This is a genomic window from Desulfovibrio sp. (genome assembly GCF_047607245.1).
Classification (GTDB): Bacteria; Desulfobacterota; Desulfovibrionia; order Desulfovibrionales; family Desulfovibrionaceae; genus Desulfovibrio.
Map to the genome: position 1 here is coordinate 1 of NZ_JASGDK010000064.1, position 22953 is coordinate 22953.

General features: G+C 55.2%; 24 protein-coding genes and 1 tRNA gene. 2 read left to right on the forward strand and 23 right to left on the reverse strand.

Annotated elements, in window-relative coordinates; genetic code table 11:
• Positions 1–135: 135 nt before the first annotated feature.
• The 3 genes from QM579_RS04610 to QM579_RS04620 form a co-directional block, all read right to left on the reverse strand.
• Positions 136–879 carry a basic amino acid ABC transporter substrate-binding protein gene (locus QM579_RS04610; protein ID WP_414998027.1) on the reverse strand — a complete coding sequence of 248 codons (744 nt, stop codon included), beginning with the start codon at positions 877–879 and terminating at the stop codon, positions 136–138.
• Between the two features lie 60 nt (positions 880–939).
• Entirely contained in the window at positions 940–1683 is a 744-nt protein-coding gene (locus tag QM579_RS04615; RefSeq protein ID WP_414998028.1) for a basic amino acid ABC transporter substrate-binding protein, read from the reverse strand.
• Between the two features lie 239 nt (positions 1684–1922).
• Positions 1923–2639, reverse strand: coding sequence for an NYN domain-containing protein (locus QM579_RS04620; RefSeq protein ID WP_414998029.1), 717 nt, complete (start codon positions 2637–2639; stop codon positions 1923–1925).
• Positions 2640–2789: 150 nt separating this feature from the next.
• Here QM579_RS04620 and QM579_RS04625 point away from each other — a divergent pair, with 150 nt between their 5' ends.
• On the forward strand, positions 2790–4166 hold the full coding sequence (locus QM579_RS04625) for an O-antigen ligase family protein (protein ID WP_414998030.1): 1377 nt from the start codon (positions 2790–2792) through the stop codon (positions 4164–4166).
• A gap of 297 nt (positions 4167–4463) precedes the next feature.
• On the opposite strand, the gene QM579_RS04630 is transcribed toward QM579_RS04625, so the two are convergent.
• The gene (locus QM579_RS04630) at positions 4464–5270 is read right to left on the reverse strand and encodes an FAD-dependent thymidylate synthase (protein WP_414998031.1); all 807 of its coding nucleotides are present in this window, start codon (positions 5268–5270) and stop codon (positions 4464–4466) included.
• A 329-nt stretch (positions 5271–5599) separates the two neighbouring features.
• Between QM579_RS04630 and trpB the strand changes: the two genes are divergently transcribed.
• Positions 5600–6811 carry a tryptophan synthase subunit beta gene (gene trpB, locus QM579_RS04635; RefSeq protein ID WP_414998032.1) on the forward strand — a complete coding sequence of 404 codons (1212 nt, stop codon included), beginning with the start codon at positions 5600–5602 and terminating at the stop codon, positions 6809–6811.
• 223 nt (positions 6812–7034) lie between these two features.
• Here trpB and QM579_RS04640 read toward each other — a convergent pair whose 3' ends face one another.
• From QM579_RS04640 to rplR, 19 genes are all read right to left on the reverse strand, one after another.
• Positions 7035–7457 carry a hypothetical protein gene (locus QM579_RS04640; RefSeq protein WP_414998033.1) on the reverse strand — a complete coding sequence of 141 codons (423 nt, stop codon included), beginning with the start codon at positions 7455–7457 and terminating at the stop codon, positions 7035–7037.
• 320 nt (positions 7458–7777) lie between these two features.
• A complete protein-coding gene (gene lon / locus QM579_RS04645; protein WP_414998034.1) occupies positions 7778–10219 on the reverse strand; it encodes an endopeptidase La in 2442 nt (813 codons plus the stop codon).
• Positions 10220–10407: 188 nt separating this feature from the next.
• Positions 10408–11706 (reverse strand): ATP-dependent Clp protease ATP-binding subunit ClpX, encoded by a 1299-nt coding sequence (clpX, locus tag QM579_RS04650; RefSeq protein ID WP_414998035.1) that lies wholly within the window; start codon positions 11704–11706, stop codon positions 10408–10410.
• A 2-nt stretch (positions 11707–11708) separates the two neighbouring features.
• Complete coding sequence (clpP, locus tag QM579_RS04655) at positions 11709–12317, reverse strand: ATP-dependent Clp endopeptidase proteolytic subunit ClpP (RefSeq protein ID WP_414998036.1); 609 nt, start codon at positions 12315–12317, stop codon at positions 11709–11711.
• Positions 12318–12420: 103 nt separating this feature from the next.
• Positions 12421–13791: a trigger factor gene (tig, locus tag QM579_RS04660; RefSeq protein ID WP_414998037.1), complete on the reverse strand. Its 1371-nt coding sequence runs from the start codon at positions 13789–13791 to the stop codon at positions 12421–12423.
• Between the two features lie 28 nt (positions 13792–13819).
• Positions 13820–13903 (reverse strand) — tRNA-Leu (locus QM579_RS04665).
• A gap of 276 nt (positions 13904–14179) precedes the next feature.
• Positions 14180–15238 carry a selenide, water dikinase SelD gene (selD, locus tag QM579_RS04670; RefSeq protein WP_414998038.1) on the reverse strand — a complete coding sequence of 353 codons (1059 nt, stop codon included), beginning with the start codon at positions 15236–15238 and terminating at the stop codon, positions 14180–14182.
• A 457-nt stretch (positions 15239–15695) separates the two neighbouring features.
• The gene (gene rplQ, locus QM579_RS04675; protein ID WP_414998039.1) at positions 15696–16199 is read right to left on the reverse strand and encodes a 50S ribosomal protein L17; all 504 of its coding nucleotides are present in this window, start codon (positions 16197–16199) and stop codon (positions 15696–15698) included.
• Positions 16189–17232: a DNA-directed RNA polymerase subunit alpha gene (locus QM579_RS04680; RefSeq protein ID WP_414998040.1), complete on the reverse strand. Its 1044-nt coding sequence runs from the start codon at positions 17230–17232 to the stop codon at positions 16189–16191. The genes rplQ and QM579_RS04680 overlap by 11 nt, the downstream gene beginning before the upstream one ends.
• 12 nt (positions 17233–17244) lie before the next feature.
• Complete coding sequence (gene rpsD / locus QM579_RS04685) at positions 17245–17871, reverse strand: 30S ribosomal protein S4 (protein ID WP_183717189.1); 627 nt, start codon at positions 17869–17871, stop codon at positions 17245–17247.
• A gap of 44 nt (positions 17872–17915) precedes the next feature.
• Positions 17916–18305, reverse strand: coding sequence for a 30S ribosomal protein S11 (gene rpsK, locus QM579_RS04690; protein WP_183717181.1), 390 nt, complete (start codon positions 18303–18305; stop codon positions 17916–17918).
• Positions 18306–18429: 124 nt separating this feature from the next.
• The gene (rpsM, locus tag QM579_RS04695) at positions 18430–18798 is read right to left on the reverse strand and encodes a 30S ribosomal protein S13 (protein WP_414998041.1); all 369 of its coding nucleotides are present in this window, start codon (positions 18796–18798) and stop codon (positions 18430–18432) included.
• A 15-nt stretch (positions 18799–18813) separates the two neighbouring features.
• Positions 18814–18927, reverse strand: a complete 114-nt coding sequence (gene rpmJ, locus QM579_RS04700; protein ID WP_005027799.1) for a 50S ribosomal protein L36 — start codon at positions 18925–18927, stop codon at positions 18814–18816.
• A gap of 137 nt (positions 18928–19064) precedes the next feature.
• Positions 19065–19859, reverse strand: a complete 795-nt coding sequence (gene map / locus QM579_RS04705) for a type I methionyl aminopeptidase (protein WP_414998042.1) — start codon at positions 19857–19859, stop codon at positions 19065–19067.
• Between the two features lie 18 nt (positions 19860–19877).
• On the reverse strand, positions 19878–21191 hold the full coding sequence (gene secY / locus QM579_RS04710) for a preprotein translocase subunit SecY (RefSeq protein ID WP_414998043.1): 1314 nt from the start codon (positions 21189–21191) through the stop codon (positions 19878–19880).
• Positions 21192–21418: 227 nt separating this feature from the next.
• Positions 21419–21880, reverse strand: a complete 462-nt coding sequence (gene rplO, locus QM579_RS04715) for a 50S ribosomal protein L15 (RefSeq protein ID WP_414998044.1) — start codon at positions 21878–21880, stop codon at positions 21419–21421.
• 19 nt (positions 21881–21899) lie between these two features.
• The gene (rpmD, locus tag QM579_RS04720) at positions 21900–22076 is read right to left on the reverse strand and encodes a 50S ribosomal protein L30 (RefSeq protein ID WP_183717171.1); all 177 of its coding nucleotides are present in this window, start codon (positions 22074–22076) and stop codon (positions 21900–21902) included.
• A gap of 2 nt (positions 22077–22078) precedes the next feature.
• A complete protein-coding gene (rpsE, locus tag QM579_RS04725) occupies positions 22079–22591 on the reverse strand; it encodes a 30S ribosomal protein S5 (RefSeq protein WP_183717169.1) in 513 nt (170 codons plus the stop codon).
• Position 22592: 1 nt separating this feature from the next.
• Positions 22593–22952, reverse strand: coding sequence for a 50S ribosomal protein L18 (gene rplR, locus QM579_RS04730; protein WP_414998045.1), 360 nt, complete (start codon positions 22950–22952; stop codon positions 22593–22595).
• Position 22953 lies beyond the last annotated feature (1 nt).

Genomic DNA, 22953 nt, shown 5'->3' on the forward strand with positions numbered 1-22953 from the left:
AGGCTCCATCCGTGACCATAATGATATTGCCTTTGCTTCCGTCTTTTTTATCGTGCATCTCAATCCTTCAGATCAGTACGGCTGCGGCGTCCGGGCAAGAGCCCGGACGCCCATAAAGTCATGATGGAAAGCGGTCTACTTGGACGCGCCCATCCACTTGTCGAGCAACTTGGCTTCAACGCCGGAAGCTTTCACTTCCTTGATGCCCTTGTTCAGCTTTTCAACAAGATCCTTGCGGCCCTTGCGAACGGTAAAACCGTAGTATTCCTTTTCATCCGTCTTGAACGAAAGGTTCAGTTTGCCCGCGGTGTCAGCCTTTTTATTGGCATAGTACATAGCAACAGGATCGTCGCAGATGACAGCGTCAAGGCGGCCGCCAAGCATGTCCTGAATGGCCAGACCCACATCGTCATATTCCTTCAGGTCCACGGGAACGCCAGACTTGCGAATGACGAAAACGCCGGTGGTGCCGATCTGGCCACCGACCTTCTTGCCCTTGAGGTCTTCAAGGCTCTTGATGCTCTGCCCGGCAGGCAGCACCACAGCCTGAGCCACTTCATAGTAAGGGTCAGAGAAGTCAAACTGCTTCTGGCGCTCGGGCGTGATGGTGGTGGCAGCCGCAACAATGTCGTACTGACCAGTAGCCACGCCGCCAAAAATGCCGTCCCAGGCAATATTGCGGACATCAACTTCAAAACCGGCGGCCTTGCCCACCTCGGTAATGAAGTCAACGTCAAAGCCCACGGGCTGCTTGTTTTCGTCAAGAAATTCCATAGGGGGCCAGGTGCAGTCTGTAGCCACAATATATTTTTCAGCGGCCACAGCCTGACCGCAAAGCAGAGCCAGGGTCAACAGGGTGAGAGTAAGACGACGGATCATGAAACCTCCTTGCATAGCGGCAAACGCCGCTGGCATGCGTCAGCAGCGTTCCCTTGCGGGCTAATTGGATTTGCCCATCCATTTTTCAATAATCTTGGCTTCTTCTCCAGAAGCCTTTACTTCCTTGATACCCTTGTTCAGCTTTTCAAGAAGATCCTTGCGGCCCTTACGTACGGTGAAGCCGTAGTATTCTTTTTCGTCCGTCTTGTACGAAAGGTTCAGCTTGCCGGCGGTATCGGCTTTCTTATTGGCATAATACATAGCAACGGGATCATCGCAGATCACAGCGTCAATACGGCCATTCACAAGGTCCTGCATAGCCAGGCCCACATCGTCATATTCCTTGATGTCCGCGCCCACATCAGCCTTGCGCAGCACAAATATACCGGTGGTGCCGATCTGCCCGCCCACTTTTTTGCCTTTCAGTCCAGCAAGATCCTTGATGTTCTGCCCTTCAGGCAGCACAACGGCCTGCACCACTTCGTAGTACGGATCGGTAAAATCAAACTGCTTCTGGCGCTCGGGCGTAATGGTGACAGAAGAAGCCACCACGTCATACTGCCCAGTGGCAATGCCGCTGAAAATGCCATCCCAGGCCACATTGCGAACATCCATATCCAGGCCTACTGCCTTGCCAATGGCGCGCAGATAGTCCGTGGAATAGCCTTCAGGTTTTTTGTTGGCGTCAAGCATTTCCATTGGCGGCCAGGTACAGTCGCTGGCAACCACAATTTTCTCAGCCGCCAAAGCAGGGCTGCACATAAGAACGAGACCAATCATGGCGAGGGTAATTCGGCGAAGCATGGGGACCTCCTAAAATGGTTTCCTTCAAAGCCCGCCGCCCACGGCGTCTGTGGGGGGGACGCCTGCTCCGCAACGCCGCTCGAGCGGCAAACAGACCGCTGTTGGACCGTTTTTTACCGGATTGCGCAGTGCCACCAGTGCGGGGCGGGCAGCCAGAAAAGAGCGTGTTCTTCTTTAGCGTCGAGCGCACGTCGCGTCAAGCGCCCAAGCCGTTCAAACACGCTACTTCAAGAACACGTTTACCATGTGTTGCCGGGGGAAGGTTCGTTGCCATCAGGGATGTCTGATGGAATATCCTCTGCTTTATTGCCGTACCCGTTGCTGTCGCCAGCATCAATTTTTCGGGCATGCGGTAATATATGGGGGACCGATTTTCCTACAGTGTCCACACCGTCGCCATCCAGATCGTCACGGTCATCTCGCAGAGCCTGTTGCAAAAACCAGTCTTCGCGGATGCGCCACGATGCCGCAGCCGTATACGCCGGGGAAGAATATCCCACTGACAGCACCAGGGTGCGGCGGGCGTGCTCCTGAAGGCGGATAAGCAAGGGCGTGAAATCGGCATCGCCAGAAAGGATGATAAACTCGTCAAACTTGGTGGAATGCGAAAGATCATCCATACAGTCCATGACCAAGTGGATGTCAGTGCTGGTCTTGCCACGCGATGTAAGCGGAGGACAGTCCACCACCTGAAAGGCGCTACGGATGAAGAAATTACGAAATTCCTGATATCTCTGTGGATTAAGATAACACATACGCTTCAGAATGCGGCGGCGTACGCCCTCGCCATAAAGAATGCGCAAGGCATGATTTTCTATCCAGCGCACCCAGCGGTAGGGTGCAGAACCAAAAGCGCGTGCGGCCTCGGGGTCAATTTCAAGAAATCGGGTGAAAATATTGTCGAAATCAACGTAAAGAGCGCTGTAAACCTCATCAAAACCAGTAAATCGTGCCATATTATCCTCATAGTAAGCTCACGTATTAGCTTAGTATATTTTGCCTGCCTTCAGATGGCAAGGTTTTTGCCCCACTTGAATTACCAATGTCCACAGGGTATTATTGAGCCTCATACAAGTCAGCTTTATATTTTTTGGCATGGAGGGACAGTGTACAACCTACTGGAATACGGAAAAAGCCGTCTGGCCGCCCTACGGACGTTGGCCGAAGCTTTCCGGCAGTCCCCTCCGGCAGAGCGCTGGTTCTCCTGCCTGTTCTGGTCCTTCTGGGCTTCTCTGGTCACATTCCCTATGGGCTACGCTATCCGCGACATTATGCCCCTGCTTTGTCTGATATTCCTGATCCTTTACTACCGCCACAACTGGCGAAACAGCGTTCTGCGGCGGCTCACCCCGTGGCCGCTTTTTGTCTGCCTTGGACTCATGATTTTTATCGGCGTGGCCTTTTCCGAAAACGTAATCGCATCATTGCAACACGCGGGTTCCGGCCTCAACAAGGGTTTTATTCTTCCCTTCATCGCGATGGAATGCGTCCGCTGTGAAAAAGATCTGCGCCGACTGGTCTGGGCCAGTGTACTGGCTGTATTCTGGCAAGGCCTGGACGGCGTATGGCAAGCGCAGACGGGCAAAGATTTTCTTATGGGTTACCCGCCCAATAGCGGACGCCTCACAGGCAGCTTTGACGATTATGAGGTGGGCAACTATATCGCCCTGGCTCTGATCCCGGCCTTCGGCCTGTGGTACATTTTGCGCCAATCTCTTTCACGCCTGCCCACGCTGCTGCTCTGCGCAGCAACCTTGTGGCCAGCGTTTTTTCTGCTTGCAGGCGCAGGCAGCCGCAGTGGCGCATTGGCCATTGCAGCAGCCTTTGGCCTGTGGTTTTTGCTGACAGGGTCTTCCAATCGCTGGAAAAGCATACTCTTCGCTGGTGCAGCCTTGCTTTTGGTTCTTCTGGCCCAGGGGCGCGCCCGCCTGGATGCGGTAGTGGACGACGGCAGGTGGAGCTTATGGAAACTGGGCTGGCGCGTTTTTCTTGAACACCCCTGGTTTGGAGCCGGGGCCGGGCAATATAACAGCGCCTTTCGTTCCCTCGGCCTCACGCCGGAGAAAGACCTCATTACCATAAGCCATCCGCACAACCTGTATCTTGATATGCTTTATGCACACGGAATCATTGGATTTACCCTGGGCATGATCTTTCTGCTGGGTTTCTCATGGTGGGGCTACCAACGCATTCGCCCTTGCCTTCTGGCAGAACGCCCTCATAGAGGAAAGAGCATCTACTGGCACATGGCGGCATGGTTCTGGATAGGATTTGTGGCATGGCTGTTCAACGGAATTTTCGGCCATGATTTTTATCGAGTCTGGTGGCTTGCTCTCGCTATGGGACATTTGGGAGTCATGATCGGCGCTATCGTCAATGGTCCCAAAGATGATGAAGCCACCCGGCATGTCGCCCACAGATATGGCGAAGCAGCTGAAAACAACATGCATGCCCAGCCATTTTCGCAGAATGAAGAGCGGTGAGTCACTGTACCAGAAGAGATACCGGGGCCGGAACATGAAGTTCCGGCCCTATTTCATTCAGTCAGCTTGAGGCAATCTTGCTGAAGCACTCCCGCTGCTGCCATACGAGCGCGGCTGGCGGCATAACCACCTTCACAAGAGCTGGCAGTTTCAGCATGACCTACCCTGCCATATTCAAATTTATCCGGACCTACAGCCAGTCAGCACAGGCATCACGGGAGAAACAGCAATCGTCAGCCGCACAACGGCAGGCGTCATTCAAAGATACGCAAAATTTCCGCCAGAAGGCAGACTAAACTATTCTCCGGCAAATTCGTCCGCGACGGGCGGTGCTCCCGCGCTGGCGTTTCTGTTCGCGCGCAACAAGGTCATGGCCTCATCCTTGGTGATGATGCGGCCCTTACAGCGGGCGTTCTGAAGCCCGTTTTCGGGACAGTACCCCATCTGCACGCAGTTGGGGCCAGCGCCCGCAAACAGGTCGGGAGCTGCCTTGCGGCACAGCCGTAACATCTGCCATGCGAGATGCCTGATCTCATACTGCGCGTTGCGGCAACAGCGAATGGAAAACCAGTCCAGCAGCGCGTGGGCGTTCATGCCCACGATAGCTTTGAATTCTGTGGCCTGGGGCTTCAAATAGCGCAAATCTTCTTCAGGCAGTCCGGCATCAAGTCCCGCGTCATACCACTGACGGCCCAAATCGGCCAGATCACGCCCACTCAGGTTGACAGTTCCCCCGCCAGGCAGGTTTACCTGAGCTGTGAACTCTGCCGCATTCTGCGGATACACAACAGAATAGCGCCGCTTTCCGCCCAGCTCTGCCCGGCCGGATTTGATCAGATAGGAGGCCAGGCGCTTGCGCACCAGCTGTGTTTCGGTAACGCGCGAGTATCCCTCAAGCCCAAAGATAAAAAAATCAAATTCCAGAGCAGCTCTGTGCCCGGAAGACAAAATGTTCTCTACTATTTTTTTCGAGTACGGCGAGGCCACGATGTCCTCAAGGTCACGTTCACTCCGCACAAAGCGGGCCGCGATGTCCGTGTAGATTTTTCCACCGCCGGCCAGCAATACCACCTTGCCGTTACCTGTAAATTTTTCGTTCAGCATTACAACTCCTTGGCGCGCAGTGGCGCTGACCAAAGTAGCATATGCGAAACCTCGCCATGCAGCAAGACGAGCTATCAAAATCACAAACCGCATGCCTTTGGAATGAAAGGCCCAAGCATACTCGCAACCACCCATATCTTGACACAGCAGGGCCAAAAAGCCAGAGTGAGAACCGTTTTCCAGCACCCGCGCTTTTCAGGCTTGCCCATGCCCGCAACTGACTTTTTTCTGACCGGGCACTGAGCTGCGGCCCTGACCGCAATTCACTGCAGCATGAGTGCGAGACGCATCCCCAAAGTACCTATGAGTTTTATCAGCAAGGAGATCATATGAGCCAGCATTCCGCCCCCAATAACAAGCCGGACAGCAACGGTTTTTTCGGCGCTTACGGCGGCCAGTTTGTTCCTGAATCCGTTAAAGCCCGCCTGGAAGAACTAACTGTGGCAATGGAGGCGGCCCTGGCCGATCCCGATTTCTTGCGTGAACTGGACGACCTCTTCCTCCACTATACTGGACGGCCCAGCCCGGTCTTTCACTGTGCCAACCTGAGCCGCAGGCTTGGCGGCGCCCAGATATGGCTCAAGCGTGAAGACCTCAACCACCTGGGCGCGCACAAGATCAACAATACCCTTGGGCAATGCCTGCTGGCCAAACGCATGGGCAAAACCCGTGTCATTGCTGAAACCGGCGCGGGGCAGCACGGCGTAGCCACGGCGGCCACGGCGGCTCTTATGGGCCTCAAGTGCACCATCTGCATGGGTGAAGTGGACATGGAGCGCCAGCGCCTCAACGTCATCCGTATGCGTATGCTTGGAGCCGAAGTGGTAGCCGCCACGTCGGGGCAGCGCACTCTCAAGGAAGCCGTGGACGAAGCTCTGGGGCTGTGGGTGGCTGATGACGAAATGTTCTACGTGCTTGGCTCTGCTGTGGGGCCGCACCCCTACCCCTACATGGTACGCCAGTTCCAGGCCATAGTGGGCAGTGAAGCCCGCGCCCAGATGCTTGAAGCCTGCGGTCGCCTGCCTGATGCAACCCTGGCCTGCGTGGGCGGCGGCTCCAATGCCATAGGCATTTTTTCTGGCTTTCTGGATGACGCCAAAGTACGGCTCATCGGCGTGGAACCGGGCGGACACGGCAACGAGTACGGGCAGCACGCCGCATCACTCTGCCTGGGCGAACCGGGCGTACTGCACGGTTTCAACTCGTACATGCTCAAGGATGAAAACGGTGAAGCCGGAGCCGTGTACTCCATTTCAGCTGGGCTGGATTACCCCTCGGTGGGACCAGAGCACTCCATGCTCAAGGACGCGGGCCGTGCCGAATATGTCAGCATCACTGACAAGGAAGCTCTGGAGGCATTTTTCGCCCTGTCCCGCCATGAAGGCATCATTCCGGCTCTTGAGTCTTCACACGCGCTGGCGCAGGCTATGAAAATGGCTCCTGACATGCCTGCTGACGCCATTTTGCTGGTCAACCTGTCTGGCCGTGGCGACAAGGACGTGGCGCAGGTTGCAGAGATGATGGAAAAAGGCGAGATATAAGGCCTAGCCATCAAGAACATTTGCCGAACGTAAAAGCCCCCGTCGTTTGACGGGGGCTTTGTGGTCCTTTTGGCGGGCACACGCCGGAGGTCCAAAAACTGATGTAGACAGCCTCAGTATATGCTCCTCAAGGGTGAGCGGCAGCAGTCTCACAGAGCAGACATGCAACGCTTGCGGCATTCGAACTGGCCCTGGCCAGTCCCACCAATTTTAGAATGGAGCCCTAAATAACCTCATTCAGGGCAGAAAGCTGTTCCTGCGCCCTGAACTTCTGTTGCAGCATAATAGGCAGAGCTTCAGGGTCAGCCGGATCATACTCGAACATGACCGCAGTGCCGAAGCAGGAAAAATATTTGCTGCCATCCGGGTGGAAGGCCACATTTTCACTATATCCCACAATGGCCTGCGCGCCTTTGTTCATAGCACGCCCGGCCATGCCAAAAAAAGCTTCTTCAGAGTCAAAACCCCGGCAGCAGACAAGGCCCAAGACCTTGGCAATGCGTCGTCCTTCGACCTGATGCGTGGTCACCACGGGAAAACGCCCAGCCAGAAAAACCTCACGCACACGAGCTGTGGCATCTGATACGCGTGCCTGTTTTTCGGCTTTGCGAGCCTTTTTTTCCTGACCGCCCAGTAAGAAGAACATGCCCTACCTCCAAAAGCAAAGGGATGGACAGCGCTGAGCGCCATCGTATGCCAATTAGTTGCAAAGGGCTTGCCAATATTTTTTTAAACTATAATTATAGCATGTTATAAAAATAAAATCTGTTTTTGGTCAAAGCCTTGACGCCCGCATCTGCCTACAAGCCTTGCGTTGAACAATCACAGCACGTCCTGCCTCTCCACAATTCCGTCATGGTCACACCTGCTGGAAATGCTGAACAAAGCCTTCCTGTTTCGCCAGGGGCCATAAAACAGTAAAGCCCGCCAATGGCGGGCTTTACTGTTTTATGATGCTGTCCGGCGCTATTGCGCAGGCTGCTTTTTACCTTCTGCTTCATTTTTTTCCGGGCGCAGGATACGGCAGATAGGCTGGGCTGTTGCCCGGCCGGAGAATATCTCCTCTGCGGTGGCGTCCAGAGCCTGAGGCAGAACTTCATCCACATGATCCACAAAAACAATCTCAAGATCTTTCAAAACCTCGTCGGGTACTTCCTTGAGATCCTTTTCATTGTCGCGGGGCATGAGTACTTTTTTAATGCCGCTGCGGCGGGCCGCCAGCAGTTTTTCACGCAAGCCGCCAATGGGCAGCACGCGTCCCCTCAGGGATATTTCACCCGTCATGGCCACATCATTACGCACAGGGATGCCAAGCAGCGCCGAGGTAATGGAGGTCGCCAGGGTGATACCCGCCGAAGGGCCGTCCTTGGGTGTTGCTCCTGAAGGCACGTGAACGTGAATGTCCACCTTGCGATGGAAGCGGGGGTCAAGACCAAGCACTTCAGCCCGTGAACGCACGTAGGAAAGCGCAGCTTTGGCCGATTCTGTCATGACTTCACCCAGCTTGCCCGTGGTGACCACCTGACCAGACCCGGCCATAAGGGTAGTTTCCACCAGCAGAATTTCACCACCGCGCTGGTTATAGGCAAGCCCGGCGCATACTCCGACTTGGGGTTCGGCTTCGCGCTCGTCATGACGGTATTTTTTGACGCCAAGTGTAGAGGCCAGACTTTGGCGCGAAATATTCACGCACTTGTCCAGATTATCCTCTTCCACAAGCTTGATGGCAGTTTTGCGGCACAAGGCGGCAATCTCACGCTCAAGGTTACGCACGCCAGCTTCACGGGTGTAGGAGCGGATAACTTCAAGAATGGCATTGTCCGACACGCGGATATTGCTTTCCTTGAGGCCGTGCTCCTCGATCTGGCGGGGCAGAAGAAAATGCCGCGCAATGTGACGTTTTTCCGTCTCAAGATAGCTGTTAAGTTCAATGATCTCCATGCGGTCCAGCAAGGGCACAGGAATGGTGTGCAGCGAGTTGGCCGTGGTGATGAAAAGTATCTTGGACAGGTCGTATTCCAGATCCAGATAGTGGTCCATAAAGGTGTGGTTCTGTTCCGGGTCCAGCACTTCCAGCAGGGCCGAGGACGGATCCCCCCGGTAGTCGGAGGTCATCTTGTCCACTTCGTCCAGGCAGAACAGGGGATTGTTGTACTTCACCCTCTTGAGGGATTGAATGATCTTGCCCGGCAATGCGCCCACATAGGTACGGCGATGACCGCGAATTTCAGCCTCGTCGCGCACTCCGCCCAAGGACAGGCGCACAAAATCGCGCCCGGTGGCCTTGGCTACGGATTTGGCCAGCGAAGTTTTGCCCACGCCGGGAGGCCCCACAAAACAGAGGATGGGCCCTTTGAGCCCCTGCGAAAGCTTTTGCACGGCCAAGTATTCAAGGATGCGTTCCTTGGGCTTTTCCAGCCCGTAGTGGTCGCCGTCCAGAATACTGCGCGCTTTTTCAATATCAATATCGATCTGCTTCAGATCATTCCAGGGCAGATCAAGAATCCAGTCCACATAGTTGCGCACAACCGTGTACTCGGCAGCCGAGGGCGGCATGCTGCGCAGCTTTTTGGCTTCTGAAAGAGCCTTTTGACGTGCCTCTTCAGGCATGTCGCGGGCTTTCAGCTTCTGCTCAAGTTCATCTACCTCGGCAAGGGGGTCGTCATCGCGCCCCATTTCCTTGTTGATGGCCTTGATCTGCTCATTGAGATAATACTCGCGCTGATTGCGCTCCATCTGAACCTTGACGCGGTTCTTGATGCGCTTTTCTACGGAAGCCAGCGCCACTTCGCCGTGCAGCATCTCGTAGGCCAATTCCAGACGCTCGGTCACGTCGTCCAGCTCAAGGGCTTCCTGCTTCTTGCGGTAGTCCACCTTGAGATTAGGAATGATGGCATCAGCCAGCGGGCCGGAATCGTGCAAAGCCATCATGGAAAGCACGGATTCCTGCGAAAGCTTTTTATTGTTCTTGGAAAAATCTTCCAGAGCCTCATGTACGGCGCGCACCAGTGCCTCCCGTTCATCAGGACGGCTCTGGTGTTCACTGCGGCGGCTTACCCGCACCACGGCGCACTGCTCATCTTCACGCAGATCTTCCCAGTTGGCACGGTACATGCCCTCAAAGAGCACCTTGATGGTGCCATCGGGCAGGCGCAACATCTGAAGAACCTTGCTCACAACGCCCACGGGGGCAAGATCAGACGCTTCGGGTTTTTCCAGTTCCGGTTCGCGCTGGGCTACCAGAAAGATCTGTTTGCTGTAGCTGGACTGTGCGGCTTCTATGGCCTTGATTGAGGCTTCGCGCCCCACAAAGAGCGGCATGATGGAACGCGGAAACATGACCACCTCGCGCAGAGGCATGATGGGCAAGTCCACGAATTTAACAGTGCCGCGTTCGGATTCAGTCATAGTTTTCCCCTGAAAGACCAGATGGAGCCGCTTTAACGCGGCGTATACGCTTGGGAGATTAGAGCAGTTTTATTTGTAATGGTAAACTGCTCTGCGCGAATTGAAAAATCCGCGCAGAGAGTTTTTTGCCGGGGCAGCGTTGTTCCGCCACTCCCGCTAAAACGTATCGGCCAAGCCCAGAACAGGCTTTAGGCGGAATCACCACTCGCCTGCGCCTGACCGCCCTTCGCGGCCGAATTCTCGCCCGCTTCTCCGAACAGCAGCACAGGTTCCTTACCTTTATCAATAACAGCCTGATTGATGAGGCACTCGCGCACATTGGGCATGGAGGGCAGCTTGAACATGATATCCAGCATGGTACGTTCCATCACGTTGCGCAAACCACGCGCTCCGGTCTTGCGCTCAATGGCCTTGGCTGCAATAGCCTTGAGGGCATTGGGCGTAAAGCGCAGGGTCACGTCTTCGAAGCCGAAAAGCTTCTGGTACTGACGCACCAGAGCATTCTTGGGTTCGGTGAGAATACGCACCAGGTCTGCTTCGTCCAGTTCGTCCACATGCGTGATGATGGGTATACGGCCCACAAACTCGGGGATGAGACCGAACTTCACCAAATCCTGCGGATGAATTCTGTCCAGCAGTTCGCTCAAGGGCATTTCCTTGCTGGCGCGTACCTTTGCGCCAAAGCCCATAGCCCCGCCGCTCATGCGCGATCCAACGATCTTGTCCAGGCCCACAAAAGCGCCGCCCACGATGAACAGAATATTGCTCGTGTCCATGCGGATGAATTCCTGCTGCGGGTGCTTGCGGCCCCCCTTGGGAGGAATGTTGGCTTCGGTGCCTTCAATAATTTTCAGCAAAGCCTGCTGCACACCCTCGCCCGACACGTCACGTGTGATGGAGGGGCCGTCGCCCTTGCGTGAGATCTTGTCGATTTCGTCAACGTAGATGATGCCCTTGCTGGCGGCTTCCAGGTCATAATCGGCATTTTGCAGAAGCTGAACCAGAATGTTTTCCACATCTTCGCCCACGTAACCGGCTTCAGTCAGGGTCGTGGCGTCGGCAATGGCAAAAGGCACACGCAGCACGCGGGCCAGCGTTTTGGCCAGCAAGGTCTTGCCGCTGCCCGAAGGGCCAACCAGCAGGATATTGCTTTTTTCAAGCTCAACGTCATCGTCGCCCGTTGCGTCTGCGTAGAACACACGCTTGTAATGGTTGTGCACGGCCACGGAAAGAATTTTTTTGGCCTCGTGCTGACCAATGACGTACTGGTCAAGCCTGTCTTTTATCTCTTGAGGTGAAAGCAGACGCTCGTCGCCCTCGGTGTTTTCCACCTGGTCGCGGGCGATGATGTCGTTGCAGGCCTTTACGCACCTGTCGCAGATGCTGGCACCGTCCTGCACGATAAGGTTGCGCACCTCAAGCTCGCTGCGCCCGCAAAAGGAGCACGCCAGAGGTTCGCTGACCGTGGGTTTGTCGTTCTTGGCCATATTTATTCGCTCTTTTCCTGAGCCATTTCATGGCGCGAAGTCAGTACGCGGTCGATGATGCCCAGCTCTCTGGCTTCTTCAGGAGTCAAAAAGTTATCTCGTTCGGTCGCCTTGACGATGTCCTTGCAGGGGCGTCCGGTGTTTTCGGCAAGCATGCGGTTGAGGCGTTCTTTAAGGCGCAGCACCTCGCGGGCATGAATTTCAATATCCGTGGCCTGCCCCTGATACCCTGCCGAAGGCTGGTGGATCATGATCTGGCTGTTGGGCAACGCATAACGCATACCCGGCTTACCCGCAGCCAGCAGGAAGGCACCCATGCTGGCGGCCCGCCCCATGCACACCGTTGAAACAGGCGCGGAAATAAAGCGCATGGTGTCATAAATGGCAAGGCCGGCCGTAACTGAGCCGCCGGGAGAATTGATATAAAGATAAATTTCTTTTTCAGGATCCTGAGACTCAAGGAAAAGCAGCTGGGCACAAATGAGCGAGGCCACGGTGTCGTTGACCTCGGAACCCAGAAGAACGATACGGTCCTTGAGCAGGCGCGAGTAAATATCATAGGCGCGTTCGGAACGGCCAGTGGTTTCGATAACCATAGGAACTAGCGACATGTGAGCCTCACTACATGGCCCAAAGGGCCGGATATAGCGGTCCAGAGGTATCCGGGCCGCAAAAAAAGCAAAAGGCGGCCTTAGGGGCCGCCTTCCCTTAATCTTATTTGCCTTCCTTGTCGCCGGGCTGAGCGCTGGCGGTTGCGCCCGGCGCGGCTTCACCCTCTGCCCCGGCTTCGGGAGCTTTGGGTTCCACTTCCTTAACATTGGCCTTGGCGTAAATAAGGTCCATGGCCTTGTCTGCCAGCATGCGATCACGCAGCACGAAGATCATGCCAGAGCGTTCATACTGTTCACGCAGCGACTTGAAATCTTCGCCCGTACGCATGGCAAGCTGGTAAATCTGGGTGTTGACTTCCTGATCGGTAACGTCCAACCCTTCTTTCTTGGCGATAGAAAGAAGCAGAACCTGCGAACGGGCCAACTCGTCGGCCTGGGGCTGCGTTTCTTTGCGCAGCTCTTCCATGCTCTTGCCCAGGCTTTCAAGGCTACGGCCCTGACGTTCAAGCCGCGCAGCCATATCGCCCAGCAGCGTGTTCATCTGAACTTCCACAAGGCTGGGGGGCAATTCAAATTCCACCATCTTGAGCAGAGCGTCCAGCAGGGTCTTCTGAGCTACGCTCTTGTTCAGATTGCCGCGGCTCTGGGTGTAACTGTTGCCGATGGTTTCCTTCAGCTTTTCCACGCTTTCAAGACCAAGCGTCTTGGCAAGTTCGTCGTCGAGCTCGGGCAGCTTGCGTTCCTTGATGGCATGAACCTTGACCTTCATGGTCACGGTTTTACCAGCCAGGTCCTTGGCAAGAAAATCTTCGGGGAAGCGGATTTCGCCTTCGCCTTCTTCACCGTATTTCACGGTCTTGACCAGGGCTTCAAAGTCTTCCAAAGCCTGACGCTCGCCAAGGGCCAGATCAAAGCTTTCGGCCTTTACACCTTCCACAGGTTCGCCGTTTTCAAAAGCGGCAAAGTCAACGGTGGCAATCTGGCCGTCAACAGCAGGGCCCGAGCCGTCTACAGGCACAAGCTGGGCGCGGTCACGCAGAATGCGGTCCAGCACTTCTTGCACTTCTTTCTGGTCAACCTCAACTTTTTCCTGCTCCACGTCCATACCTTCATAAGGAGGCAGGGTAAAAGCGGGCAGAACTTCAAATTCAATGGTATAGGCAAAGCCCTTGCCGCGCTCAAAGGAGTCCGGCGTATCCACATCAAGGCCGGAAAGCGGCATGACGTTGAGCTTCTGCATCACATCATTGATGTGCACATTGATGAGGTCCTGACGGGCTTCTTCATAAATTTTGTCGCGGAAGCGCTGCTCGATGACCGAGGCCGGAACTTTTCCTTTACGGAAACCGTCAACCTGCACGGAGGTTTTGTACAGGGCGACTGCGCCCATAATGGCGGCTTCGACTTCCTGGGGTTCCGTGGTGATGACGACCTTTTTTCTTACCGGCGAAATGTCTTCAGCGCTATATTCCACGTGGGGCTCCTTTTCTGGGTGGGCGTGATGGTGCGAGAGGGGGGAGTTGAACCCCCATACCTATGGTGCTGGATTCTAAGTCCAGTGCGTCTACCAATTCCGCCACTCTCGCAAAGCGTGTTTCCATAGCACACTTGCGCTCGGCCCGCAAGCCAGGACATGGTCCGTCATAGCTGCTGGCTGCACGGCGGCAAAAATGGAACAGGCAACAAAATCGCAACTCTTTAATACTAACACCTTAAAAGCCAATGGCAACCAGCAAGTTAAAAAAAAGAGTAATAAACCCGCCAGCCCCTGCCATCAGCCCAAATAGCACTCTGTCGTAACCACCGTCGCGCTGGCAGCTTCAAGCATCGGCCTATCACGAAAATTTGTTTTTGCTGGCAGCTTACCTTAAAATCAGAGCCTTTCCGTCTGAACGGGCTTCGGCGACCTCACCAACCAGACAGGCCAAATCGCCGCCAGCCAGCAACATTTGCTGTGCTTCTTCAACCTGATGCGGATGAACAGCCAGAAGCAGCCCACCAGAAGTCTGGGCATCAAAGGCCAGGCTTTCAATGGCCTCATCCACATTTTCTTCGACCAGGGTTGAACAAGCGCAGTGCTTTCTGTTCAGATGACTGCCCGCTGGTATAAGGCCGTCGCGTGCATACTCGAGGGCGCGCGGCAAAAGCGGCAAGGCATCTGAATGAAGAATCACACAGACACCCGAGGCGACCGCCATTTCAAGCACATGGCCCCCAAGACCAAAACCCGTAATATCAGTGGCTGCAGTAAGCTTTAGCTTGCGGATAACTTCACCGCCCACCTTGTTCAAACGTGAGCACCATCGGGTGATTTCTGCTTCACTCTCGTCAGCTCCGTCCCAGCGAGCTTTTACGCCTGTGGCCAGCACACCCGTTCCCAACGGTTTGGTTAACAAGAGTTTTTGCCCTTTTTCAAGGCCGTCATTGCGGGCCATATGAGAGGGATCAATGATCCCGGTTACGGCAAGGCCGTACTTGAGTTCGTCGTCCTGTACCGTATGCCCACCAGCCAGCACCGCTCCCGCCTCATTCATGGCATCCAGACCACCACGCAGTATGGCAGCAAGAATCCCCTGGGGATCATCCTCAGCCAAGGCCTGCGGAAAAAAAGCCACATTCATAGCGCTCCACGGCTGGCCTCCCATAGCGTATACGTCCGAGAGAGCATTGGCCGCGGCAATGCGCCCAAAGCTGAAGGCATCATTTACAATGGGCGCAAGAATGTCCACCGTCTGTACAAGCGCGCAACCAGACGGAACAGTTAAAACAACCGCATCTTCGTTGCGGGCACGGCCAGCCAGCACACGGGATTCAAGGTCAGGCCGGGTGTCGGAGGGCAGGCCGCGCAAAAGCCGCTCCAGGGCCCCTGGAGCAAGTTTTGCCGCTCAGCCGGCAGCGCGGGCTTTTTCCAAAAGCTTCATGCGCGTCTCCTTGCAAAAAATTACATCGACCCAATGCCTTAGAATAGTATGCGCTTATGTCAACCAAAGGTCAAAAGCAGGTTCAAAACAATGCAGTTCAAGGAAGGGGCAGCGCGGTTGCACGAAAGAGGCAAGAGCGTTAGCTGTTTTGACAACGTGGGTAAAACAATCGAGCCTGACGCTAGGCCAGTTCCGGCATCAAAATAAGACTGGGAACACAGAGACTAATACTTAGAACAACGAACCAAGTCTGACGTTGCATATCGCAGACACCAAACTTCTCAAACCGCGCAAAGGTGTAACGCGACGGAACTCTCGATAAATTCAGTTAAAAAAAATTTACGCTGAATAGAGCATTGAAATTTGAAACGGTTCAAACCCAATCTGCTCTAGCAAAAAAACAAAGGGGGCGCATTGCGCCCCCTTCGAATATACCTATAACCCAGAAAGTGCTTGCCTAGTTGGCTTCGCCTTCTTCCTTGGCGGATTCAGCAGCAGCTTCTTCTGCCTTGGGCTTGCGAGCACGCTTGGGCTTGGCAGCCTCATCAGCAACCTTGGCTTCCTTCGCAGGAGCAGCCTTGGTGGCTTCAACAGCCGCTTCAGTGCTACGGGTCAATTCAATAATAGCCATAGGGGCGTTATCGCCCTTACGGGGCATGGCCATTTTGAGAATACGGGTGTAACCACCGGGCACGCCGGCGAAAACAGGACCGATTTCATCAAACAGGCGCTTGACCAGGGCATGATCGTTAAGCACACGGTAGGCCTGACGGCGGGCGTGCAGGTCGTTGCGCTTGGCAAGGGTGATCAGGGGCTCAACGACGCGGCGAAGCTCCTTGGCCTTGATTTCCGTGGTGCGGATTTTGCCGTGGATCAGCAGCGCCTTGGCGAGATTGTGCAACAGCGCCTTACGGTGCGCAGGAGTACGCGAAAGTTTCCTGCCGGAATTGCTATGCCTCATTTTGCTGCTTCCTTTTCCATTCCTGATATTTCTTGTCGAAAGAGTCGACCTTGATGCCGAAGTCGAGGCCCATGCTCAAAAGCATACTCTTGATTTCGTCCAGCGATTTGCGGCCGAAATTCTTGGTCTTGAGCATTTCAGCTTCCGTGCGCTGCACCAGTTCACCCACAAGCGCTATATTGGCGCTACGCAAGCAGTTGGTGGCACGAACGGAAAGCTCAAGATCGTCAATGCTTTTGAAAAGATGCTCATTGACTTCGCCGCTTTCGCCGCTGCCATTGCGCATGTCGCCGGATACACGCTCATCAAAGTTGATGAATACGGATATCTGATCCTTGATGATCTTGGCGCTGTAAGCAATGGCGTCTTCAGGCGTAAGGGAGCCATCAGTCCACACTTCCAACAGAAGACGGTCATAGTTGGTCATCTGGCCAACTCGGGCCTGCTCCACCGTGTACGCAACTTTGCGGACAGGGGAGAAGCTGGAATCCAGCTTGATGATGCCGATTTCTTCGGTCAGACCTTCGTGCATGTCCGCAGGCTCGTAGCCCTTGCCCATGCGGGCCTCCAACTCCATCTCCAGCACGACGTCCTCAGTGAGGGTCGCTATGTGCAAATCAGGGTTAAGTACTTCAACGTGCTGATTGGCCATAATGTCGGCAGCGGTCACCGCGCCCTTGCGCTCAACCCGAAGGGTCAGACGCTGGGGTTCTTCCGTGTCCATACGCAGCCGCACCTGCTTGAGGTTCAGAATGACATCAGTGATGTCTTCCTGAACGCCGTGAATGCTGCTGAACTCGTGCTGTACACCGATGATTTTTACCGACACAAAGGCCGCCCCCTGAAGGGAGGCCAGAAGGACGCGGCGCATGGCATTACCGATGGTGGTGCCGTAGCCCCTTTCCAGAGGTTCACAGACAAACTTGCCGTGTGTGCCGCTGGCGGTCTCTTCTTCGCGCATGATCTGATCAGGCTTGACAAGCTCCGACCAGTTGCGCGCATTGATAAGGCGTTCGCCCTGTTTAATAAGCATGCGAACCCCCGGTTATTTCGAGTAAAGTTCGACGATAAGCTGCTCGTTGACGGGGAACTGGATGTCGTCACGCTGCGGCATGGCCTTGACAGTGCCTTTGAAGGCAGCGCCGTCGGCTTCAAGCCAGGCGGGGCAGCCACGGCGGGCAATAACTTCCTGAGCTTCTGCAAGCACGGGAATCTTGCGATTCTTTTCAGGCACTTCAATGCTGTCGCCCACACGCACCTGCAAGGAAGGAATGTCTACCTTGCGGCCATTGAGGGTGAACACGCCGTGACGCACGAGCTGGCGAGCCTGATTGCGCGAGTTGGCAAAGCCAAGGCGGAAGACAACGTTATCCAGGCGGCGTTCAAGAATCACGAGCAGGTTGGTACCAGTGACACCCTTCTGCATATCGGCTTTAACAAAGTATCCGTGGAACTGACGCTCCAGGATACCGTAAATACGGCGCGTCTTCTGCTTTTCACGCAGCTGAACGGCGTATTCGCTCACCTTCTTGCGGGCACGGCCATGCTGGCCGGGAGCGTAGGGGCGGCGATCATAAGCGCATTTGTCGGTGAAGCAGCGGTCGCCCTTCAAAAAGAGCTTGCAGCCTTCGCGGCGACACATACGGCACTTTGCTTCAGTATATTTGGCCATTTATTAATCCTCTTACGTTACAGGCACGACCCGGGCAGGGCCGACTAGACGCGGCGGCGCTTGGGCGGCCGGCAGCCATTGTGCGGAATGGGCGTGACATCACGAATGAAGGCAACCTTCAGGCCAGCAGCCGAAATGGCTCGCATGGCGGCTTCACGGCCGGAGCCGGGGCCTTTCACATAGATGCCAACTGTACGCATGCCGTTGTCCTGCGCCTTGCGGGCGGCCGTTTCAGCAGCAACCTGGGCTGCGAAAGGCGTGGACTTACGTGAGCCCTTAAAGCCGCTCTGGCCCGAAGATGCCCAGGAAACGGCGTTTCCGCGCGTATCCGTAAAAGTAATAATGGTATTATTAAACGAAGCCTGAATGTGGGCTATGCCCACCGGCACGTTTTTCTTTTCCTTTTTCTTGACCGCTTTTTTGGGTCTGGCCATATCTATCCCTCTGGATGGAGCTTGTCAGATTTATGCTCCGCGCGCGGCGGAAAATCCGTTCGTCCTCACGGCAGCACGAATGCTGCGTCCGCTTTACAAACTGCGACAAGCGCAGCCCGCACGCCTACTTCTTTTTGCCCACTGCACCACGGCGGGGGCCCTTACGGGTACGCGCGTTGGTGTGCGTGCGCTGGCCGTGCACGGGCAGGCCGCGACGATGACGAAGGCCGCGGTAGCAGCCAATGTCCATAAGACGTTTGATGTTACCGGACACTTCACGGCGAAGATCGCCTTCCACCTTGTAGTGCTGTTCGAGTTCCTTACGGATCTCGTTCACTTCGTCAGCGGAGAGATCGTCAATACCACGCTCCCAGTTGACTCCGGTGGTGTCCAGAATTTTCAGGGCCGTCGTGCGGCCAATGCCATAAATATAGGTGAGCGCAATGTCCACCCTTTTGCCTCGCGGCAAATCAACACCTGCTATTCTCGCCACAATACGTCTCCTGCCCTAGCCCTGGCGCTGTTTGTGCCGGGGGTTTTCGCAGATAACTCGAAGCACTCCCTTGCGCCGGATAACCTTACACTTGGGGCATATTTTCTTGACGGAAGGTCTTACTTTCATTCCATTTCTCCAATAAGAGCCTTAGCTTTGACAAATAAAGTCTCCGGCAACCGGCACATGCCGCACAGACGGCAGACCGACGTCCTCTTAAGAAAGAGGACATGAACGGAGATCATTATCTGCCTTTATATGTTCTGTCAACCTTCAATGGTGTGCCGGTTGAGTCCACGGTCCGAGATGCTGAGGATTTGCGGTCCGGACGGCGTAATGGCCACACTGTGCTCAAAATGCGCGGCCCACTGGCCGTCTCGAGTTACCGCAGTCCACTGATCGTCAAGAATATCGACTTCGTAGGTGCCTATGGTCACCATAGGTTCAATCGCAATGACCATACCATTTTGCAAGGTCAGGCCGCGCATTCCAGGCCGAAAGTTTGGCACTTCCGGCTTTTCATGCATTTTGGCGCCAACGCCATGCCCCACAAAACGCCTAACCACTCCAAACCCGGCTGCTTCCACATAATCCTGCACAGCGGCGCCAATGTTATACACATCATTGCCAGCCCGTGCCTGCTCAATGCCGACGTAGAGGCTTTCCTCAGTAATCCGCATGAGCTTGCGGGCTTCGTCACTCACCTTGCCCACAGGGAAGGTACGCGCGGCGTCGCCCACAAAGCCTTCAAAGACCACGCCCATATCCACACTGACAATATCCCCTTCCTCAAGCAGCCGCGCGGAGGGGAAACCGTGCACCACCTGTTCGTTAACCGAGCAGCACAGTGCAAAAGGATAGCCGCAATAGCCCAAAAAAGCTGGTTTTACCTTGTAATCGGCGCACATATCGCGCGCCAATTCTTCAAGACGCATGGTTGGAAGGCCCGGAGCCACCATGTCGCCCACGGCATCAAGAACATTGGCAACCATGCGGTTGGCTTCACGCAGGCAGCCGATCTCACGATCGTTCTTGATGTACGCGCCTTGATATTTCTTCATACCCAATCCCCTGTCGGTCTACAGTCGGCCGCTTTTACGAGCCTTGGCCATAAGGCCCTGGTACTGACTTGAGATCATGTGAGATTCCACCTGATTCATGAAGTCCATCGCTACACCCACAAGAATCAGCAAACTCGTGCCGCCAAAAAAGAACGGAACGTTAAAATTGCTGATAAGCAGCATGGGCAGAAGGCAGACCAGCGAAATATAGGTGGCCCCCGAAAGGGTCAACCGCGTAAGCACAGTATCAATGTACTCTTGCGTCTTGTCGCCAGGACGTATTCCAGGAATAAACCCGCCGTTCTTCTTGAGGTTCTCCGCCATATCTTTGGGATCAAAAATAATGGCTGTATAGAAGTAGCAGAAGAAGAACATGAGGCTCACATAAAGCACGTTGTAGGCGATTCCGTGGGGCGAAAAGAGCTCCGCCGCATGCTTCACATATTCATTGCTGGAGAACTGACCAATGGTGGCCGGGAACAGCAGCAACGAAGACGCGAAAATGGGGGGAATAACGCCCGCAGTGTTAAGACGCAAAGGCAGGTGAGAATTCTGCCCACCGTACATCTTGCGGCCAACCTGACGCTTGGCATAACTGATAGGTATGCGACGCTGCGCCCTTTCAACAAAAACAATGGCTACAAGTACGGCGGCCATAAAAACCACGATGACGGCAGCCATGAAAATGCTCATGTCTCCCGCCTGGATAAGCGCCAGAGACTGGATGATGCCACGCGGAATACCAACCACAATACCGCAGAAAATGATGAGCGATATGCCGTTACCAATGCCGCGTTCCGTAATCTGTTCACCGAGCCACATGACCAGGACCGAACCGGCAGTAAACGTGGTCATAGTGACCATACGGAACTGCCAGCCGGGATTGAGCACTATGGAAGTTCCGGCAGGGCTCGTCATATTCTCAAGCCCCACAGCGATCCCCAACCCCTGCACCAGAGCGATAAGCACGGTAAGGTAGCGGGTGTACTGGGTGAGCTTGCGCCGCCCGGCCTGCCCTTCTTCCTTGGCCATACGCTTCACGTCAGGGCTGATAACCTGGAGCAGCTGCATAATGATGCTACCCGAGATATACGGCATGACGCCCAGAGCAAAGACGGAAACGTTGGACAGACCGCCTCCGGAAAACATGTCAAAAAGGCTGAACAGCGTCCCCTGCATACTTTGGAAAAATGATGCGAGAGCGGCGGCGTCCACACCCGGAATGGGCACATGCACACCGATGCGGTAGCAGCACAAAATCAGGAAGGTCCAGCCAAGCCTTTTAACCAGCGAAGGCTGACCTGCCATTGTATTTGCCGTTCCTACTGCCATGTAAGACTCTTTGCGTTTATGCGCCGACGGCGCAGTATGTGCACAGCCACACTGTTCTCCGCAAAACGGGAACAGTGCGGCAAATGCCTGGCACTAACAGTATCTCGCCTTGAGAGCGCTTGCGGGAAGCCTAAACTCCCCATCAAGGGTTCTCACCGCCCCGCATGGCTTTTGCCAGTAGCGGAAGAAACCGGCTGGTGGTTAAACCAGCCGGCTTGAGTCAACTATTAGACCGAGGGAACTGCTTCAAGTTCGGTCACGTCGCCGCCAGCGTTACGGATCTTTTCCGCAGCAGACTGGCTGAACTTGTGAGCTTCGACCTTGAGAGCGCTTTTGACTTCGCCACGTGAAAGGATCTTCACAGGCGAGCCCATACGGGCCAGGCCGCGGGCGTAGATGTCGTCCAGCGTGATGTCGCTTTTGCCTTCGAAGGCTTCCAGCAGGCGGTCAAGATTGATCACGTTGTAGGTAACCCGGAACGGAGCATTCTTGAAGCCGTGCTTGGGCAGACGACGCTGCAAGGGCATCTGGCCGCCTTCGAAACCGGGGGCTACACCGCCACCGGCACGGGCGTTCTGGCCTTTATGGCCTTTGCCCGCCGTGCAACCCAGGCCGGAACCAGAGCCACGGCCCACCCGACGGCGGGTCTTGCGCTCTTCCGGAAAGGGAAAGAGATTGTGCAGTTGCATGGTATATGTCCTCCGACCGTTATTCGATAACGGTCACCATATGCGGAACTTTGGCGATGATGCCCCGGATAGCCGGGGTGTCCTTGAACGTCTTGACCATCTCGCGGCGCTTGAGGCCAAGGGAGTCCAGCAGCTTGCGCTGCGCGGGCGTGGAGCCGATACGCGAACGCACGAGTTTAACCTTGATTTCTGCCATGACTACTTCCTCGGAGCTTCGAGCTTCTTGCCGCGCAGGGCCGAAACATCGTCGGCGCTGCGCAGGGCAACAAGACCCTGCATGGTGGCACGAAGCACGTTGTGCGGGTTGTTGGTGCCGATGGCCTTGGCAAGCACGTCGCGCACGCCAGCAGCTTCCATAATGGCACGCACTGCACCGCCAGCGATGATACCGGTACCTTCGGAGGCCGGTTTAAGCATCACACGTCCGGCGCCGAAGCGGCCCAGAATTTCATAAGGAAGGGTGCCATCCACAAGAGCCACCTGAACGCGGTTCTTACGAGCGCGCTCAGTCGCCTTGCGCAGGGCTTCGGGAACTTCCTGAGCCTTGCCCAGGCCAAAGCCCACGCCGCCCTTGCCGTCGCCTACCACCACAAGGGCGCTGAAGCTAAACCGACGGCCACCCTTGACCACCTTGGCCACGCGGTTGAGGGAAACGATCTTTTCGATTTCGCCCAACTCGTTCTGCTGAGTTTCGGTATTTTCCTGACGCATATTAGAACTCCAGGCCGCCTTCGCGGGCGCCATCGGCTACAGCTTTGACGCGACCGTGATAAAGATACCCGTTGCGATCAAATACCACCTTGTCGATATTCTTTTCCTTGGCCATGCGAGCAATCTCCATGCCCACCTTCTCAGCACCGCTCTTGTTGCAGTGCATTCCCGCTTCGTTCTTGGCGAGCGAAAGGGTCGAGGTGGCCGCCAGAGTGGCTCCGTCCAGATCATTAACAATCTGGGCGTAGACATGCAGGTTGGACCTGTAAATAACCAGACGCGGGCGCTCGGAGGTGCCGCTGATCTTTTTGCGAATGCGAATCTTACGGCGTTGCCGTGACTCATTCTTGCTGTATTTCATG